Raw genomic sequence first — 16,749 nt, forward strand, 5'->3', positions numbered from 1 at the left:
CATTACAGACTGACTCTCTATTTGCTATTATATTACTGCTGTGCCCAGTATTTATCCATATTCTTGTCTAAATAAACCCAGCCCTTCCAGCCAATATGAATCGTATCCATTATAAAATAAGGGTCGTACTCATGGTCTGTAAAATCAACATAGTCGACATTGGCATCCTTTAATAACTGTGCCATCTTCTCATAATATTGTTGACGTCGTTCTTTAGGATAGCCATTATAATCATACCAATAGCCGTTAACGGGAATAGAGACGAATAATGGCTTAGCACCAGCATCCTTTAACACATCCATAACTAACTGAAAATCCTTGTACTCAGGAGATTCCGTATAATCTTCATGCTTTCGCATATTTTTAAACTTTGAAAAATTAGCGTTAACCAGTCGCTTGTAAGCTCTATTTTCAATCATATATTCATTGGAGACACGTTTCTCCCCATAGGCTTCAGCATGCTGGATTTGCTGTTCAAAACTTTGGTCCGCAACGAGCTTATCATTATTTTTTAATGAATGCCCCTTGCGAGGGAATAGCGAATAGTAGAGATCCTTTTTTTCTAGTAATTCCTTGTGAAAGCGGCCCGCTACCATAGCCATACGTCCTGTAACAGGATGTTTTTTGCCATTAGACATTTGATATTGATACATCGTTTTTAAGAGACGATCCCGCTCAACGGTATCAAATTCTAGCAGGCGCTCCATAGCCTGTTTACGGAGATGAGCATCCATGTCACGATTAAACGCTAAGTCATAGGCATGTAACATAGAATAATTTGGTGAAAAATGGAATTCACCCATACCTTTTTCCGTAAACCATTGAGGTGAAATAATAAAAACTAATTTTTTGCCCTCTAAATTTTTTTCTTGTGCAGCAAAATTTAAGAAATGCGTAATGGACTGCATCCCGCCACGACCAATCATAAATGTCGTATACGGGGCATCTGTTGCTCGGGCATAATTATAAGGGTGAAACGGGTCAAAACGATTTAATTCAGAGGAACCATATAAAGGCATGGAAGTAGGCTCCTGTAACATTCGCTCCTGTAAATACGTGCCTTGAAAGACGAGTGGAGACATATTTGTTTTGGCTTGCTCCACATCATCTTCTGATATCCATGCTTTTATCCAAGAATTTGGAAAGAAGACAAAGCCAGAAAACAGGGCTAAGGCAATAAAAAGTGATAGAAAGCCTTTTTTTATCATTGTCTTTCAGCTAATTTCCCTGCAATACGATTCGGCGTGTTCCATTCTTCACGATTAAAATCAGTAATAGGTACAGAAATATTAAAACGGTTCTCGATTTCTACCAATAAATTAATAGTACCAAAGGAATCAAGAAGACCTTCCTCGAATAGATCGATATCTGGGTTTTCTACAATAATTTCATCTTCACATAACTCCACTAGCATTTCTAAAACTTGTTGTTTATCCATTAATAATTCTCCTTTATTGAACAGGCTTTATTTGTAGAAAGCCTTTAGTTAAAATAATTCCCCTGAAAAGATATAGAAGCCAAAACATACGGCATTGAACGTGATAAATACACCAATGGCATGCGTCCATTTATTTTTTGGCCAAAGCTTATGCTTTTTATTCCAGCGCTCGAATTTATCGAAGCTAATAATTAATAAGGCATGATAGAGACCGTAAACGACAAAATGCCATTCGAGGCCATGCCAAATGCCCATTAAAAAGAATAGTAAAAAGAACCCTATATATGAAATGGCGAATTTATTTTTCAGCCATTTTTTCTTCGTCATCCAAAGAACAAAGCGCATATAAACATAATCTCTGAACCAGAAGGAAAGACTCATATGCCAACGATTCCAAAAGTCTTTAATATTGCGACTAGCAAATGGGCGGTTAAAGTTAATAGGTGTTTGAATGCCCATTAGTCGGCTTACACCCACTGCGAATGCACTATAGCCTGCAAAATCAAAGAATAAGTAAAAGCTATACATATACATATACGCCAACTGTCCTTGGAAAGGTGTCAAATAGTTATACGTATGATTTGGTAAATAAATAAGTGTGTAGTTGTAGATTAAATAAGCCAATATAAATTTATATAAAAAGCCCACAAAGATATAGTTAATGCCACTTAGTAACAGCTTTTGATAGTCTTCCGAAGAGGGAACCGAATGAAAATCCTTCGTAAAACGGCGCCAACGATCGATTGGACCCGACGATACTGTAGGAAAGAACAGTAAAAAGTAGGCCAGTTCGACGATAGAGATTTTTTCCTTCATTAAGCCGTCGCGTGTTTCTAAAATCATTTGCACAGCTTTAAATGTAATGTAGGATACACCAAGGAAGCCAAATAAATGATGCAGACCAAGGATAGGCAAAATTTTCACTAGCACTAGCGGCAATATCGACAGGAGCACAGCCATGACAAAAACAGGTCCATTATTTTGCTGTAGTCGATAGCGTTGATAAGCCGTAATAAGCACTATTTGAAAGACCGTAAACAATATTAACGAAATTGATCCATTCAAGGAGTGTCCAAAGATAAGGGCTAAAACAATCAACGAAACCAATAAATTATAATGCTTCGCAGACTTGCCACGTAAACCTAATAAAATGGTAGGCAGCAATAATAGTCCAATAATGAGAAAGAATGCTATATTTCCATAAGGCGTCATACTGTTTCCATAACCGCCAATCCTTTACGATCGACTTTACCATTTGGATTTAGCGGTAAAGCATCCATATATTTAAACGTTCTAGGTATCATATAGGCTGGTAAATACTCCGATAATAGGGTCTTCAGCTGCTTCGTCATTTTAAAAGCAGAGTCCGCTAAAGGCTGACGCAAAACGATATGAGCATTGAGAGAAACAATTTCATTATCTTTATGGACAGGAACAACTACACAGCTTGAAACAGGTGGCAGGTTACTAATTTGTTTCTCAATCTCCTCGATCTCTAAGCGATAACCATGTAATTTTACTTGGAAATCCTTGCGACCTAAAAAGAACAAATACCCATCTTGCTCATAGCCCATATCTCCAGTTTGATAGATGCGATGACCAGCTACAGTTGGAAAGGCTTTAGCTGTTAACTCGGGTGCTCCTAAATAGCCTGCACTGACAGTGGGCCCTGAAATAACAATTTCTCCATCATCTAATAAAGAAACGTTTGGCTCAGAAATAGGAGCAATCGGTAATTGCTCAAATTGTTCTATTAATGCTTCAGTTACCTTTACATAGGATACAGCGACAGTCGTTTCCGTAGGTCCATATAAATTATAAATAGTGGCCTGTGGAAAACGTTGCATGAGCTCTTTAATGACAGGTATTGGTAAAACCTCACCGCAGAATAAAAAAGTATCTAATGCGGGCATGAGCTTTTGCTCCCATTCCTTGTTCATTAAGCACATCTTGGCAAAGGAAGGGGTAGACGTCCAAACACGAGTGTTGGACAACGCTAATGAGTCAAATAAAGCTCGCGGGTTGGCGATTTCTTGTTGTGTAATTGCGTAAAGCGTATGCCCTCCTACAAGAGCTGGATAGAGATCCATGACGGATAAGTCAAAAGAATAGGGAGCTTGATTTAAAAATACGCCTGATTCCTGTATGAGAAAATTCTCCTGCATCCAAGTAACGAAATGAGCTAAATTATTGGCAGTTATTTGGACGCCCTTTGGCTGCCCAGTTGAGCCAGAAGTGTAAATGATATAATGAATGTCCTCCTGCTGCACCCAGCTTGTTGATGCTGGACTGTCTTGGAGGGAGGATGAGTCTAACACTTCACTCACTGCTACTACAGGTATGTTTGTTAGCATCTGTAATGGTTCTGTCGTGAATACTAGACAAGCTTTCGATGCCTCTAAAATTAACTGTAATCTTTCAGACGGTGTTGACGAGTCAACGGGTACATATGGGTGTCCCGCCTTTACTGCACCTAAAAAGGCAGCAATTTGTAAAGGGGACATATGTCCATAAACGACAATGGGCTGCTGTCTCTGCAAATGATGTGCCAGGATATAATCGGCTATACAATCCGAATAATGCCAAAGCTCACCATATGTTAAGGAGGCATTGTGGGTTTGATAAGCAGTTTTTTGTGGCTGTTGGATGGCCACACGTTCAATAGCTGCTAAAATACTTAACATCAGTAAAACTCCTTTATTTAAAATTCCGTATATATAAATGGTCCAGCGTTCATATCATGAAAGCCATGTATAAGAAACAACAGCACCAAAACGATCAAATAAAATAACGTGAATCCGATAAAGCGTAGATTCTCATTATTTTTGATGGATTCCATTTGTCCACCTCCAATGAAAAAAAGTATAGGATTAAACTTTCAAAAAATACTAATTTACTAGTTAAAAATCCTTACCTTATGTTTTTAACACTGATTTGACGGAATGTGGAGAAAAATGTTGCTGGATTAAGGTGAATTCATTAAATCATAAGATTAATTTAAGGTAAATTTAAGGTTCTGGGGGAATGTACAAGAGTTACAAACTGTTGGATGGTTATTTTTATGTAAAAAGGGCACGAACATAAGGGAATAATCTCAACTTATGTTCGTGCCCTTATTTTTATTTCACGGCATCTATAACTTTTTTAGAAACATAAAATTCAGAGCCATTGTAAACATTAATGGTATTGAATGTGTGGGTTTTTGTTGTATTTTTTGAAGCTTGTTCATATATCATTGTGTTTTTATTAACAGGAATTTTCACCGTCACATCCGCCTTTTGAGCAACGAAAGTTGGGTTTTCTTTATCGGATAGATCTATTTTTGTTGTAAAGCCCTTCTCTGTAAATGCTTTTGTCGCTGGTACATACAAATCATCTGTTAAAGACTTTAGGTCGAAGCCCATAAATTGCGCCATTGAATGAGCTAAATCCGTGTTTTCAACGAGTCCAGTTAATTTAGAAGGACCAAATGAATAAAGAAAGACATCTTCACCTGTATGACCACCCGTTGTATAACCAATGTTCGCACGGTTTGCAAGCATTTTTACCATTTCGCTACCGACATCTTTCGCTGATGTTAATGTAGAAAGCTCGTCCTTCGTTAGTGGATCTAATCCATACAGAGCAGCTACCTCCACAATATTGGAACGGTCTTCTTTTAGTTGGCTTAAAGCCCCTTCAACGGTCATGGAAGCTTTTTTTAATGGATTAATATAAGCTGAAACAGGAATACTCGAATAGGTACTAGTAGTATTGGCGTTCCCCATCGTAATTCCGCTATTTCCATGGTCTGTAACTGCGATGACTAATGTATTCCCATCTTCCTTCGCGAAATCAATGGCTTCTTTTACGGCATCATCGAACGACAAAATATCGCTTATTATACCGATGGTGTCATTGGCATGTGCAGCCCAGTCTACCTTACTACCTTCAACAAAAAGGAAAAAGCCATCCTTATCCTTTTTAAGCGTGTTGATTGCTTTATTCGTCATTTCAGCAAGTGTAGGCTCAGATTTCCTAGTTTTAGCACGATCTAAATCATACGCCAAGGCACTTGGTGCAAAGCTTCCCCAAATTTTTGAAGAGGGACTATTGAATAACTCATCACGAGTATGCACTAAATCATATTGATTATCTTCCAATACCTTCATTAAATCCTCGCCGTCCTTGCGGGCATTTTTAGACGTACCTGGTGTCAGCGATTCTAAACCTCCACCTAAGACAACGTCAATATTTTGATAAACCTGTTGTTCCGCAATATCTCCATATTGGCTCCTATTGTTCGCATGAGCTGAGAAACCGGCAGGCGTCGCATGTTGTATTTCTGAGGTAGAAATCAAGCCAGTCGCTTTCCCCTGCTGTTTAGCACCTTCTAATACATTGGCTACGGGTCTAAAGGCATCCTTCTTATCTATTGGCGCTAATCCAGGTGAAGTAATCTCCGATGGGAGCACCCCTATATATTTATCATTCGATTTATGTCCCGTCGCTAATGCAGTAGCGGCAGGGGCAGAGTCAGTAATGGCTGATTCAGCAGAGTAAGTGCGCATCGCACCCGTTAAAATGTCATCCATTGCTAAGCTTTCACCTTTATACCAACGGGAAAGTGTTACAGCATTATTACTGCTTCCATCCATCACCAGCATGATGACATTTGTCGGTTTTTTTACTTTAGCTGCTTGTACATCTTGCTGTGGAATACTAACTGCGGATAAAGTCACTGCACTTGCTAAAAATAATGAAGCCCATTTTTTTGCGTATTTCATGATTTTCCTCCTTTAGATGAATGATCAACTGTAAGTGTAAAGGAAGGGTGTAAAGCTACCGTTAAAAACTTGTTAATAAAATATGGTAATACTGTAAATGTGAAGTGAAAGCGGTGTGGTTGGCCAACTGAAGCAGAGGGAGATAGAATCTGTGTGAAATCCGCACACAGATTCTATGTAGGGTTACAAATTTTGTTGATGCTTGGTGCCGTCAAGCGTTTCATAATATAAAATACCATCTTGGATGTTCAAATTCAGTACCTCGTCTTCGAATAATACCTCCTCGGAACCGTCCTGGACATTTATTTTTGTTAAATAGCCAGCATTATCATAGTCACTACAATAAATAGATTGTTGGTCAGTCACTAAATAATAGCAGGCAGTTGCAGAAATTTGTGTATTTTCATTTGTCGTTAGGTCATAGGAATAAACGGTACTATCGCTCATGCTGTTATAATAGACCACATTATCTACTGTATTGGCATACCACATATCATGCATAAAATCATAAGCATTACTAGTTGCGGCAAAATAGTTTTCATTGGCCCATAAATGATCTTGACTTAGTTTTTCATCATTGACCAAAAAGTATTCGTAGGAAATTGTAAAAGGCTCGGTAGGTGCAACGTCGTTCCAAGTTGTATCAAGATGATACCAATTGCCATTAACCTGGACTAGATTCCAGGCATGTAACTGATCTTCACTATAGCCATAGATGTACTTCGCACCGAGATCAGATGCTACTAATAGACGGTAAGTAAGTAAAGCATAAGCCTGACATACAGCAGTTTCTTCATTAATTAATTCGAAAACGGATTGACCTTCAGTAGAGCCCTGTTCCGTATAAGTGGCTAGCTGTACAACATAATCATTAATGACTTTCGCACGATCAAAGTCTGTCATGTCTTTGGTAATATATTGATTCGCGAATGCCTCCACATATTGGTCTACCTTTTTTTCCTTCTTCGCATCAGTTAAATATTGTATGGACAATTCTACTGAAAAGCCATTATCGGTTTCCCAAGCGCTCCATTCATAATATAAAAAATAACCAGCTGTATAAGGGTCAACGAAGGTAATCAGGTTATTTAAATCATTGAGCTGTACTTCAAAATCCTCAAAATCCAGCTTCCCTGTATAAGAAACCTCAAAATGCTCTTCAAATTGAGCAACCTGCTTCTCCACCTTTTTAGCAAATTGTAGTAAAGCGGGATCATCCTTAAATAAAGTAGTTGAAAATAGATCGGTAGGTGAAAATGAGGCAGATAATGCTTTGCTTTCTGGTTTTTTTATATCAGTATTTGTTTCATTTGGTTCTTCTGTTAAAGTAGTTGTCATTGTGACATCCTCTTCATCTTGTAGTAGGATGTCGATTGCCTTTGAGCATGCTGTAAAAAAGGGAATGGTGCAGCATAATAAAAGCAGTGCTATTTTTTTGTTCAATACATAAATCCTCCAATAAAATATCATTTTTTCCATTATAATCTAAAATTAGAGGAGGTGTTATCCACAAATAGTCGTATAATCCGACAAATAGATGTACGTGAAGAGGAAAAATTCCACCTAAACAGAAAGCTAAGTTTGTCATGGCAACCTTTTTTTGTTATAATGTAGTCTGTTGTGATGTTTCAAAGTTCGGGAGGTGCAGTGAATGCATACAGTAGTATTAGTTTCATTAGTTATCGTATCATTAGCGTTGATCGTGGTGGTATTACTTCAATCTAGTAAAAGTGCAGGCTTATCAGGTGCCATCTCGGGTGGAGCTGAGCAACTATTTGGAAAGCAAAAAGCGCGTGGTATGGATTTAATCCTTCACCGTGCAACAATTGTGTTAGCTATACTATTCTTTATTTTAGCAATTGCTATTACAAAAATCTAATAGTTGAAGATCTATCGCCTAACCACATTGGTTGGGCGTTTTCTTTTATCATAACCATATGGAAAATTTTCTCGATAGAGTAAAAATTGAAATGTAATGTTATAGCCAAATGTTATGCTCGAGGCATCATCGAGAGGGCTATAATGGGTATAGTATATATGAGCGTTTTAGGATGAAGGAGTGCTTACCATGAATAAATCATTATCACAGCCATTTTTCTTTCATGCAGGACCACGTGCCGTTTTATTACTACATGGCTTTACAGGTAGCTCGGCAGACGTCCGCATGCTTGGTAGATTTTTAGAGAAAAAAGGGTATACTACTTTAGCACCTCACTATAAAGGTCACGGTGTGGAACCTGAAGAACTTATCACAACAGGTCCAGCAGACTGGTGGCAAGATGTCGTGGCCGCCTATAAACAGTTACAGGATGCTGGCTATGAAGAAATTGCTGTTGCTGGCCTTTCATTAGGCGGTGTCATGGCATTAAATGTTGCCTTAAACAACCCGGTTAAAGGAATTGTTACGATGTGTGCACCTATGACTATGCGTACGACAGACGTCATGTTTGAGGGTGTTTTGAAATATGCTAAAGACTATAAAAAGTTCCAAGGTAAACAGGAGGAACAAATCGAAACAGAAGTAGCACTCATTGCTGAAAAAGGCATGCCGTCTCTACAAGAGCTACGTGAATTTATTACGCGTACTCGTCAAGAAATCGACATGATTTATGCCCCTATTTTTGTTGTTCAGGCTACAAAGGATGAGGTAATAGAGACAGAATCTGCCAACATTATATATAATCAAACTGAGTCACTTGATAAGCATATGAAGTGGTATGAAAACTCAAAACATGTTATTACGTTAGATCAAGAAAAAGATCAATTACATGAAGACATTTATCGCTTTTTAGAAAGCCTAAATTGGGCACAATAAAATTATAAATAGGATTTTCTCATGAAGGAGGGAATATGTATGAAAGACCAAAAAGATACACTACAAAGTCGGTTACTCGTTTTTTTCGGCCAAGATGATTACAAACCATTAACTGTCGGTGAAATCGAGGAAGAATTCGGCTTTGAGGATGCGGAAGAATTTAAGGAGCTTGTGAAAACATTAGTCCGTATGGAAGGACAGGGCTTAGTTGTTCGTTCTCGCTCCAATCGTTATGGCCTACCAGAACGTATGAATTTACTAAGAGGTAAATTTATCGGCCACGCCAAGGGCTTCGGCTTTGTAGCACCTGATGTTGAGGGCATGGATGATGTGTTCATTCCACCGCATGAAATTAATGGCGCTATAAATGGAGATATCGTTCTTATTCGTGTGTTAAAAGAATCATTTGGTGATCGCCGTGAAGGGACTGTAACTAAGGTCGTTGAACGTGGTCAAACAAGCTTTGTCGGTACATTCCAAGCTAACCGTGGCTTTGGCTTTGTGGTCCTAGACGATAAAAAGCTGCCAATGGATATCTTTATCGCAAAAGGGGATACATTAGGCGCTGTTGATGGACATAAGGTTGTGGTCGAGGTAGCTACATGGCCTGAGGATTTAAAATCTGCTACAGGCTATATTACAAAAATTTTAGGGCATAAAAATGATCCAGGCGTGGATATTTTATCGATTTTATATAAGCATGATATTCCACCTGAATTCCCAGACGAAGTCATCGCTGCTGCACAACGTGTGCCAGATGATATTACAGAGGCTGATTTAGTAGGTCGTCGTGATTTACGTCATGAAACGATTGTAACCATCGATGGGGCTGACGCAAAGGACTTGGATGACGCAGTAACTGTCATAAAAAATGTAGATGGTACTTATAAGCTTGGCGTACATATTGCAGACGTTAGTTATTATGTAACGCAAGGCTCTGTCATTGATCTTGAAGCCTATGACCGTGCAACAAGTGTTTATTTAACAGACCGTGTTATCCCAATGATTCCGCATCGACTTTCAAACGGCATTTGTTCATTAAATCCACAGGTTGACCGTTTAACACTATCCTGTGAAATGATTATTGATGCGAATGGGAATGTTATTGCACATGAAATATTCCAAAGTGTAATTAAAACAACTGAACGTATGACGTATAAGGATGTCTACAAAATTTTAGAGGAGCAAGATGAAGCGTTAATCAAACGCTACGAGCCACTTGTTCCGATGTTTAAAAATATGGCAGAGCTATCTGGCATTTTACGTCGTAAACGTGAATCTCGAGGTGCCATTGACTTTGACTTTAAGGAATCTAAAGTCATCGTGAATGAGGAAGGCTGGCCAGTTGATATTGAGATACGTGAACGTACAGTAGCGGAGAAGCTAATTGAAGATTTCATGCTAGCTGCCAATGAAACAGTAGCGGAGCACTTCCACTGGATGAATGTACCGTTCATATACCGTATTCACGAAGATCCAAAGCCAGAAAAGCTTCAACGCTTCTTTGAATTTGTTACGAACTTCGGTATTTTAATTAAAGGTACAGGCAATACCGTGCATCCTAAAGCATTACAGGATGTTCTAAAAGCCATTGAAGGTATGCCAGAGGAGCCTGTGATTTCAACGATGCTACTACGCTCCATGCAACAGGCAAAATATTACCCAGAAAGCCTAGGTCACTTTGGCCTATCAACTGATTTCTATACACACTTCACATCACCAATTCGCCGTTATCCGGACTTAATCGTACACCGTTTAATTCGTACGTATTTAATTAATAAGGATACTTCTCGGGAAACGGTCGCACAGTGGGGAATGGCAATGGATGAAATTGCTGACCACACATCTGAGCGTGAACGCCGTGCGGTTGATGCAGAACGTGATACAGATGCTTTGAAAAAGGCACAATATATGTCTGATAAAATTGGTGAGGAATTCGAAGGAATCGTATCATCCATTACCAACTTCGGTATTTTCGTGGAGCTGCCAAACACGATTGAAGGACTTGTCCATATTAGCAATATGACAGATGATTACTACCGTTTCGATGATCGTCAAATGATCATGATCGGTGAACGTACAAATCGTCAATTCCGTATTGGTGATGAAGTAACAGTCCGTGTTGCCAATGTCATTATTGAGGAGTCATCCATTGACTTTGAAATCGTTGGAATGGTAACTTCATATGGACGAACACGCAAAGCCGCACCTACTGTTATTCACGCACGTAAAAATTATAACGACAATAAAGGTGAACGCAGTCGCAGAAGCACACGTAGCGATGACGAAAAAGGCGGGCGTGGTGGCAGCCATAGAAGCAGTCGCCAAGAAGAAAGTGGAAGTCGAGATACTAAACGCGGTGAACGCCGTGAAGGTGACCGTGATCCACGTGGACGTCGCAAAGATGACTCTAGCAGCCCAGGTCCTAAAAAACGCGTGAAACAAAAGCAAAAATTCTATGAGGGCATTGCAAAGAAAAACAAAAAGAAAAAATCAAAACGCAAATAAGCATGCGCGAAAGTGTCCTAAGTAAGGGTACTTTCGCTCAAGCTCAACCTTTAAGTAGAGGGTGAATCAGATGGCAAAAGGTTCAGGAAAAGTATTAGCACAAAACAAAAAAGCTGGACATGATTACTTTATTGAAGAGACAATCGAAGCAGGCATGGTCCTAACCGGCACAGAAATCAAATCCATTCGTGCAGGCAAGGCCCAGCTAAAAGACTCCTACGTCCGCATTACCAATGGCGAAGCATGGATTAGCAATATGCATGTCAGCCCGTTCGATCAAGGGAATCGTTTCAACCACGACCCACTACGCGCCCGCAAATTGCTTCTCCATAAAAAGCAAATCGGCGAGCTAGTCGGTGCCGTCAAACGTGACGGCTACACAATCGTCCCATTGAAAATGTACATCAAGGACGGCTATGCCAAGCTCTTAATCGGCGTCGGCAAAGGGAAAAAAGACTACGACAAACGCAACGACATGCGCAAAAAAGAAGCCAAACGCGAAATGGAACGCACCTTCAAATCCAAAAACCAATATTAATAGATTATCAGAAAGCTCACCTAGTGGTTGGTGAGCTTTTTGTTTGGGTTGGGGAGTGGTGGGGCGGGTTAGAGTGAGGTGGATAGGGTAGGGAAAGTGATGGATAGAAGTTAGAATGTGGAGGGTAGAGCAGAAAAAGTGCTGAATAGAAGATAAAGTGCGGGGGTAAGACAGAGTGACGGATAGAACAGGGAAAGTGACGGATAGAATCGAGAAAGTGACGGATAGAAGTTAAAGAGTGGCGGATAGAATCGAGGAAGTGACGGATAGAAGTTAAAAAGTGGTGGATAGAATCGAGGAAGTGACGGATAGAAGTTAAAAAGTGGTGGATAGAATCGAGAAAGTGACGGATAGAAGTTAAAGAGTGGCGGATAGAATCGAGGAAGTGACGGATAAAAGTTAAAATGTCACGGATAGCTTCTAAGTCAAAACCAATCTTTCTTACTAAAGCGGGACACTTGAACTATCGCTCATTATGTTTTATAATATGAATTACTGATTGCCAGATTTCATGGAAGCGTACTTTTAAGCTCCCACCGTACTAGAAGCAATTCTAGCTCTTTGTTTGAACGAGGCCTAACCGCTTCGATTCATATATCAAGGGGACGTTACGGATTCGACAGGGATGGTTCAAGCTTTAGTCGCGCGTCGGAGGGCTCGGCTCCGTCATCAACGACAGTTATATAATAACTGGCAAACAACAAAACTTAGCTTTCGCAGCGTAAGCTCGTAAGCGCTCTGCCTCTCTATCGCCCATGTAGAGAACGTGGGGCCCAACTTTAGTGGGATACGGTCGATGGTGCCACCTGAGTCATCGGCAAGAGATTTCCAGGTTAGCGTGCAGGACGCCTGTTTGTCGGCATAATGTTACGCGAATCGTAAATAGGCAAACTACACGCGTAGAAGCTGAAGTATTGGAGTCTTTGGACGCGGGTTCGACTCCCGCCGTCTCCATTTTGTAGAAATCAAATGATTTCAATGAGTGTCAAAATCCTTGATAATACAGGGTTTTGACACTTTTTTAATTTCATTCAATATCACCTATTTTCATTCAAATCTAGTCAATTTCTAGTCAAAACTAATTCGAAAATTTAACCTTCTAAATAGCTAACAAACTTCTGTATAGCACCTTCTTTCGCTTTTTTCGTGACGTGTGTATAAATGTCTAAAGTAGTTTTTACATCAGAATGCCCAAGTCGATCTTGAACTTCTTTAATGCTCGCACCAGCTTCGAATAAAAGAGAGCAGTGCGTATGACGTAAACCATGTGGTGATACTTTCTTCAAAGTGTATTTGTTTTGGACACTATACATCCACTTCTGAACTTGACCAGGCTGGATAAAATCATTTTTTGTATTACTAAACATCAATTGATTTTTCTTCAACGCATTGAAACCTAACTGAATATATTGCTGCTTTTGAAGCTTATTCCATTCTTTTAAGATCGATAAAGTTGTTTCATCTAATTTAATCGTACGAGGTTTACCAGTCTTAGTAGTCTTTAAATAAAGCTGTGTTTGTTTACCACGTCCGATAGCTTTATTAATAATTATCTCACTTTCCACAAAGTTCACATCATTCCATGTTAAAGCTAAGGCCTCACTTTTACGCATACCTGTATAAGCAATCAAACGGAATAGCGCATATGCTTTATAGTCAAGGTGATCTTTTGCTTTCTCTAAAAATGAAATTAACTCTTCCTTTGTATAAAAGTTTTCATTTGCATCTTCAGCACTCTCCGTAAAAGCTTTCTTAACTTTAGTCTCAACATGAGTGAAGGGATTTGTTTTAATAAAGCCATGCACTATAGCGAAATCTAGTACCTTTTTAGCGTAAGACTTAATCGTACGAGCTTTTTTAACTTTTGAAGCCCATTCATTGTAATGTTTTTGACAAATAGCGATTGTAATTTTCTCGATACGGTAACTGCCCATAGAAGGTAAGATATGATTTTTAAAGTAGCCGACTGTTTTAACAAACGTACTTTCTTCTACAGTTTTTTCATATTGAGTGATCCAAAGATCGTATACTTCCTGATATGTCTCCGTGCTTTTTTGTTTATATGTGCCTTCTGAGACTTGAAGTTTGATACGTGCTAAAGCAAGTTCAGCTTCTTTTTTCGTTTTAAAACCTCTACGAGTAGTACTCCGAGCTTTACCTGTAAGCTCGTCTACACCTAAATAAACTTGGAACTTATATAACGTTTTACCATCTTTGTTTTCATAACTTTTGATGGGGGAAGAATTATTTTTTATCATAGTGATCCTCCTAATATCTTTGCGGGGGCAAGATATAAAGAGAGGATTGATCCTCACAGTTATAATATATAATTTAACTGGGGAAAAATCCTCTCGTAGCATTTAGAAACTATGCCCTTCTAAAAAGCGATCGACTTCTTTTTTTGATACGCGTTTAATACCATCAATTTCACATACTTTTAAACCTAGTGTGCGGAATTTGATGAAAGTGTTGTAAGATACGCCTGCGTAACTGGCTGCTTCTTTCAAAGACATCCAATCTTTGTATGACGATAGGTTATCAAGTATAAATTTTTTCAACTCATGAAAAATTGCTTCATTCATAAAGTTATGTAGCCTCCGTTTCTATCTTTAGTTGAATCCCTACATATCCATTTTTAGGTTGTGTACCAATTCGGATCTTTTTAAATGTTATATAAGGAGAAGCTTTTAGATATTTGTGTAGATCTAGCCTATTTGAAGCCATTACGTCATTTTCCTCACAGAATTGGTAGTAGGCATTCTCAAAATCAGCTTTAAATATTTTACAGTCATGATTCATAATACATTTATTTTTTATAAAGTGTTCGATAGAATTACTTTGTAGTTTATAATTATCCATAATTTTGGAGTCTTGTTTGGTTTCGGTGAAGCTATAATTATTTTTTATTAATCTTAGTAATCCCTTTAATGCCCACTGTGCTATATAGTTAATTTCATTTAAAAGTTTATTCAACAAAGTTGGGTCCTGCTTATCTTTCGGTATTTGATTTAGAAATGGGATGATTAATAATCGTTCTGAAAATGCATTTGATTTATCTAAATTATTGATTTCAGGCAAATGATTTCCTGCAAATACAAGAGCAGCTCTATTAACGAATGATACGGGTTGATCGTATAATGCTTTAGACATGATTTTGTCCCCACCCGAGAGTTTCTTTAAGTTATCTAACCGTTTGATGGAGATTTCGCTAACCTCACCACAAGTATTCAATTTTTTAGATAATAGCCGATTTAAATATTCCCTTTGGTTTAATTCGTCTAGGCTCAAACTTGTACAAAAATCTTCACCTATTAAATAGTCCAACAGTTTTAAAACAATCGATTTCCCAGAGTCTTTTGGTCCAACAAGAAAAATAATAATTTTCAAATCCCGAATTTCTGAGATTACATACCCAAAAAATTCTTGTATACGATTATAAAGTCTCTCGTCATTTTGGCAGATATCAGTCAAGAATTTTTCGAAAAATTCTCCTTGAGTTAATGAAGTGCAAAAGTCAGCATGAATTTTGGAACGAATATTATTATCTGGACTGAGATTAAAAAACTTGCTATTTTCTGTGTTATAAATACCGTCATTAAATATGACAAGGTTCCTGTTCTCTATTAAATCCGTAGCTGTTAAATTAATGCCACATTCTGCCCTTATCCAACTCACGATTTCCTTAATATTTCTTGAGTTAATAAAGAATTTCAAACGCTCTGGCGAATACTTTCTAAAGAATACATCTGCATTCTCGTTAGAAAGGGGAATATAATATCCCCGTTTCTCATCCCAGACATATAGTACGTCTTCAAAAACTTTGAATGTGAACATTTCCTTGAATTTTTGAGACAAGGAGTAAGTTGTCTCCTTTTGGATTTTCTCGTCGTTCCCATTCATATCACTAGAATTTATTTGATCGTGAAATAAACTGTTTATATTTATTTTTTTGCTAGATTTTGTTTGTTTTTCTGAAAAAATATAGTTAATACTGTTTGTGCTTTTAAATCCTTTCGAGGTTTCAGTTTTAGGTTTAGTAACTTTAATTGTTGAATTAAATTGCCCTTTTACATTGTGTTTTTCATAAGTAAATGAATTAGCATTCATCAGAAATGCCTCGATTCTTTTTTTCTAACATGTATTCTAGTACATTCTGAGTAATAATATTTATTTCGTTTAGATGTTCGCCACTTTGATAACAAATGTCTTTAATGTTTGCTGTTTTAGTTTGAGGGTCGCAATTAATAATTAATAAAAAATTTTCAACACCATATTGCCAGTAGAAATATAATTTATCTATTTTACCAAAAGTAGATTTTGATGAAATGCAATTCAACTCCCCATCTTCAATGTAAATCTTAGGATTATTTTCTTTTGTTAAATCGATTATAATTGTTACCATATCGCTTCCATTTTCGCTAAGTGAGTAGTCTGTTCCATTTAAAGAGCCATAAAACTTAATTTTATTGCCAATATCACTTAGAAGTATCCCATTTGTAAGAGGGAGAGGGGTATTCGCTGGGCCATATAAATGAATTCTGTTCCCTTTGATTTGGACAGCAAATAACTTGAGTTCATCTTGTTCACATTGTTCACCTTTTAAGATAGAGTTAATTAAATTGTTATACTTGCTTTCGATTTTTTCTTTGTTCATATAAAACACTCCTAAACTTTATTTAAGCTG

The 16,749-nt window shown here is 38.0% G+C and carries 15 protein-coding genes and 1 other RNA gene; 5 read left to right on the top strand and 11 right to left on the bottom strand.

The annotated features are described in order from the left end of the window. Positions 1–32 precede the first annotated feature (32 nt). The 7 genes from dltD to AC07YC_RS14670 all read right to left on the bottom strand — a co-directional run bounded on the left by dltD (position 33) and on the right by AC07YC_RS14670 (position 7,647). Positions 33–1,208 carry a D-alanyl-lipoteichoic acid biosynthesis protein DltD gene (gene dltD, locus AC07YC_RS14640; RefSeq protein WP_494919742.1) on the bottom strand — a complete coding sequence of 392 codons (1,176 nt, stop codon included), beginning with the start codon at positions 1,206–1,208 and terminating at the stop codon, positions 33–35. Continuing rightward, positions 1,205–1,438: a D-alanine--poly(phosphoribitol) ligase subunit 2 gene (gene dltC / locus AC07YC_RS14645; RefSeq protein ID WP_012292252.1), complete on the bottom strand. Its 234-nt coding sequence runs from the start codon at positions 1,436–1,438 to the stop codon at positions 1,205–1,207. Before dltC ends, dltD begins: the two co-directional genes overlap by 4 nt. A 48-nt stretch (positions 1,439–1,486) precedes the next feature. Then, positions 1,487–2,650 carry a D-alanyl-lipoteichoic acid biosynthesis protein DltB gene (gene dltB, locus AC07YC_RS14650; RefSeq protein ID WP_494919743.1) on the bottom strand — a complete coding sequence of 388 codons (1,164 nt, stop codon included), beginning with the start codon at positions 2,648–2,650 and terminating at the stop codon, positions 1,487–1,489. Then, a complete protein-coding gene (gene dltA, locus AC07YC_RS14655; protein ID WP_494919744.1) occupies positions 2,647–4,122 on the bottom strand; it encodes a D-alanine--poly(phosphoribitol) ligase subunit DltA in 1,476 nt (491 codons plus the stop codon). Before dltA ends, dltB begins: the two co-directional genes overlap by 4 nt. Before the next feature lie 17 nt (positions 4,123–4,139). Then, the gene (locus AC07YC_RS14660; protein WP_494919745.1) at positions 4,140–4,277 is read right to left on the bottom strand and encodes a teichoic acid D-Ala incorporation-associated protein DltX; all 138 of its coding nucleotides are present in this window, start codon (positions 4,275–4,277) and stop codon (positions 4,140–4,142) included. Positions 4,278–4,557: 280 nt separating this feature from the next. Continuing rightward, on the bottom strand, positions 4,558–6,204 hold the full coding sequence (locus tag AC07YC_RS14665) for an alkaline phosphatase (protein WP_494919746.1): 1,647 nt from the start codon (positions 6,202–6,204) through the stop codon (positions 4,558–4,560). Between the two features lie 183 nt (positions 6,205–6,387). After that, entirely contained in the window at positions 6,388–7,647 is a 1,260-nt protein-coding gene (locus AC07YC_RS14670) for a transglutaminase domain-containing protein (RefSeq protein ID WP_494919747.1), read from the bottom strand. Between the two features lie 208 nt (positions 7,648–7,855). Here AC07YC_RS14670 and secG point away from each other — a divergent pair, with 208 nt between their 5' ends. The 5 genes from secG to ssrA all read left to right on the top strand — a co-directional run bounded on the left by secG (position 7,856) and on the right by ssrA (position 13,022). Then, positions 7,856–8,083, top strand: coding sequence for a preprotein translocase subunit SecG (gene secG, locus AC07YC_RS14675; protein ID WP_008173196.1), 228 nt, complete (start codon positions 7,856–7,858; stop codon positions 8,081–8,083). Positions 8,084–8,272: 189 nt separating this feature from the next. Then, positions 8,273–9,019, top strand: coding sequence for an alpha/beta hydrolase (locus AC07YC_RS14680; protein ID WP_494919748.1), 747 nt, complete (start codon positions 8,273–8,275; stop codon positions 9,017–9,019). A gap of 39 nt (positions 9,020–9,058) precedes the next feature. Beyond that, positions 9,059–11,527 (top strand): ribonuclease R, encoded by a 2,469-nt coding sequence (gene rnr, locus AC07YC_RS14685; protein WP_494919749.1) that lies wholly within the window; start codon positions 9,059–9,061, stop codon positions 11,525–11,527. A gap of 70 nt (positions 11,528–11,597) precedes the next feature. Beyond that, positions 11,598–12,065 (top strand): SsrA-binding protein SmpB, encoded by a 468-nt coding sequence (smpB, locus tag AC07YC_RS14690; RefSeq protein ID WP_025116583.1) that lies wholly within the window; start codon positions 11,598–11,600, stop codon positions 12,063–12,065. A gap of 601 nt (positions 12,066–12,666) precedes the next feature. Beyond that, positions 12,667–13,022: a transfer-messenger RNA gene (ssrA, locus tag AC07YC_RS14695) on the top strand. 134 nt (positions 13,023–13,156) lie between these two features. Here the strand turns inward: ssrA and AC07YC_RS14700 are convergent. The 4 genes from AC07YC_RS14700 to AC07YC_RS14715 form a co-directional block, all read right to left on the bottom strand. Continuing rightward, positions 13,157–14,323: a site-specific integrase gene (locus tag AC07YC_RS14700; RefSeq protein ID WP_494919750.1), complete on the bottom strand. Its 1,167-nt coding sequence runs from the start codon at positions 14,321–14,323 to the stop codon at positions 13,157–13,159. Positions 14,324–14,425: 102 nt separating this feature from the next. Further along, entirely contained in the window at positions 14,426–14,647 is a 222-nt protein-coding gene (locus tag AC07YC_RS14705) for a helix-turn-helix domain-containing protein (RefSeq protein ID WP_494919751.1), read from the bottom strand. Between the two features lie 4 nt (positions 14,648–14,651). After that, positions 14,652–16,172, bottom strand: a complete 1,521-nt coding sequence (locus AC07YC_RS14710) for a DNA primase family protein (RefSeq protein WP_494919752.1) — start codon at positions 16,170–16,172, stop codon at positions 14,652–14,654. Then, a complete protein-coding gene (locus AC07YC_RS14715; RefSeq protein ID WP_494919753.1) occupies positions 16,162–16,719 on the bottom strand; it encodes a hypothetical protein in 558 nt (185 codons plus the stop codon). The genes AC07YC_RS14710 and AC07YC_RS14715 overlap by 11 nt, the downstream gene beginning before the upstream one ends. Positions 16,720–16,749 lie beyond the last annotated feature (30 nt).

The organism is Lysinibacillus sp. GW247-5R2A (genome assembly GCF_059424475.1).

Coding starts and splice junctions, on each gene's coding strand:
- dltD (WP_494919742.1), bottom strand. CDS start 1,208: ATGATAAAAAAAGGCTTTCTATCACTTTTTATTGCCTTAGCCCTGTTT.
- dltC (WP_012292252.1), bottom strand. CDS start 1,438: ATGGATAAACAACAAGTTTTAGAAATGCTAGTGGAGTTATGTGAAGAT.
- dltB (WP_494919743.1), bottom strand. CDS start 2,650: ATGACGCCTTATGGAAATATAGCATTCTTTCTCATTATTGGACTATTA.
- dltA (WP_494919744.1), bottom strand. CDS start 4,122: ATGTTAAGTATTTTAGCAGCTATTGAACGTGTGGCCATCCAACAGCCA.
- AC07YC_RS14660 (WP_494919745.1), bottom strand. CDS start 4,277: ATGGAATCCATCAAAAATAATGAGAATCTACGCTTTATCGGATTCACG.
- AC07YC_RS14665 (WP_494919746.1), bottom strand. CDS start 6,204: ATGAAATACGCAAAAAAATGGGCTTCATTATTTTTAGCAAGTGCAGTG.
- secG (WP_008173196.1), top strand. CDS start 7,856: ATGCATACAGTAGTATTAGTTTCATTAGTTATCGTATCATTAGCGTTG.
- AC07YC_RS14680 (WP_494919748.1), top strand. CDS start 8,273: ATGAATAAATCATTATCACAGCCATTTTTCTTTCATGCAGGACCACGT.
- rnr (WP_494919749.1), top strand. CDS start 9,059: ATGAAAGACCAAAAAGATACACTACAAAGTCGGTTACTCGTTTTTTTC.
- smpB (WP_025116583.1), top strand. CDS start 11,598: ATGGCAAAAGGTTCAGGAAAAGTATTAGCACAAAACAAAAAAGCTGGA.
- AC07YC_RS14700 (WP_494919750.1), bottom strand. CDS start 14,323: ATGATAAAAAATAATTCTTCCCCCATCAAAAGTTATGAAAACAAAGAT.
- AC07YC_RS14705 (WP_494919751.1), bottom strand. CDS start 14,647: ATGAATGAAGCAATTTTTCATGAGTTGAAAAAATTTATACTTGATAAC.
- AC07YC_RS14710 (WP_494919752.1), bottom strand. CDS start 16,172: ATGAATGCTAATTCATTTACTTATGAAAAACACAATGTAAAAGGGCAA.
- AC07YC_RS14715 (WP_494919753.1), bottom strand. CDS start 16,719: ATGAACAAAGAAAAAATCGAAAGCAAGTATAACAATTTAATTAACTCT.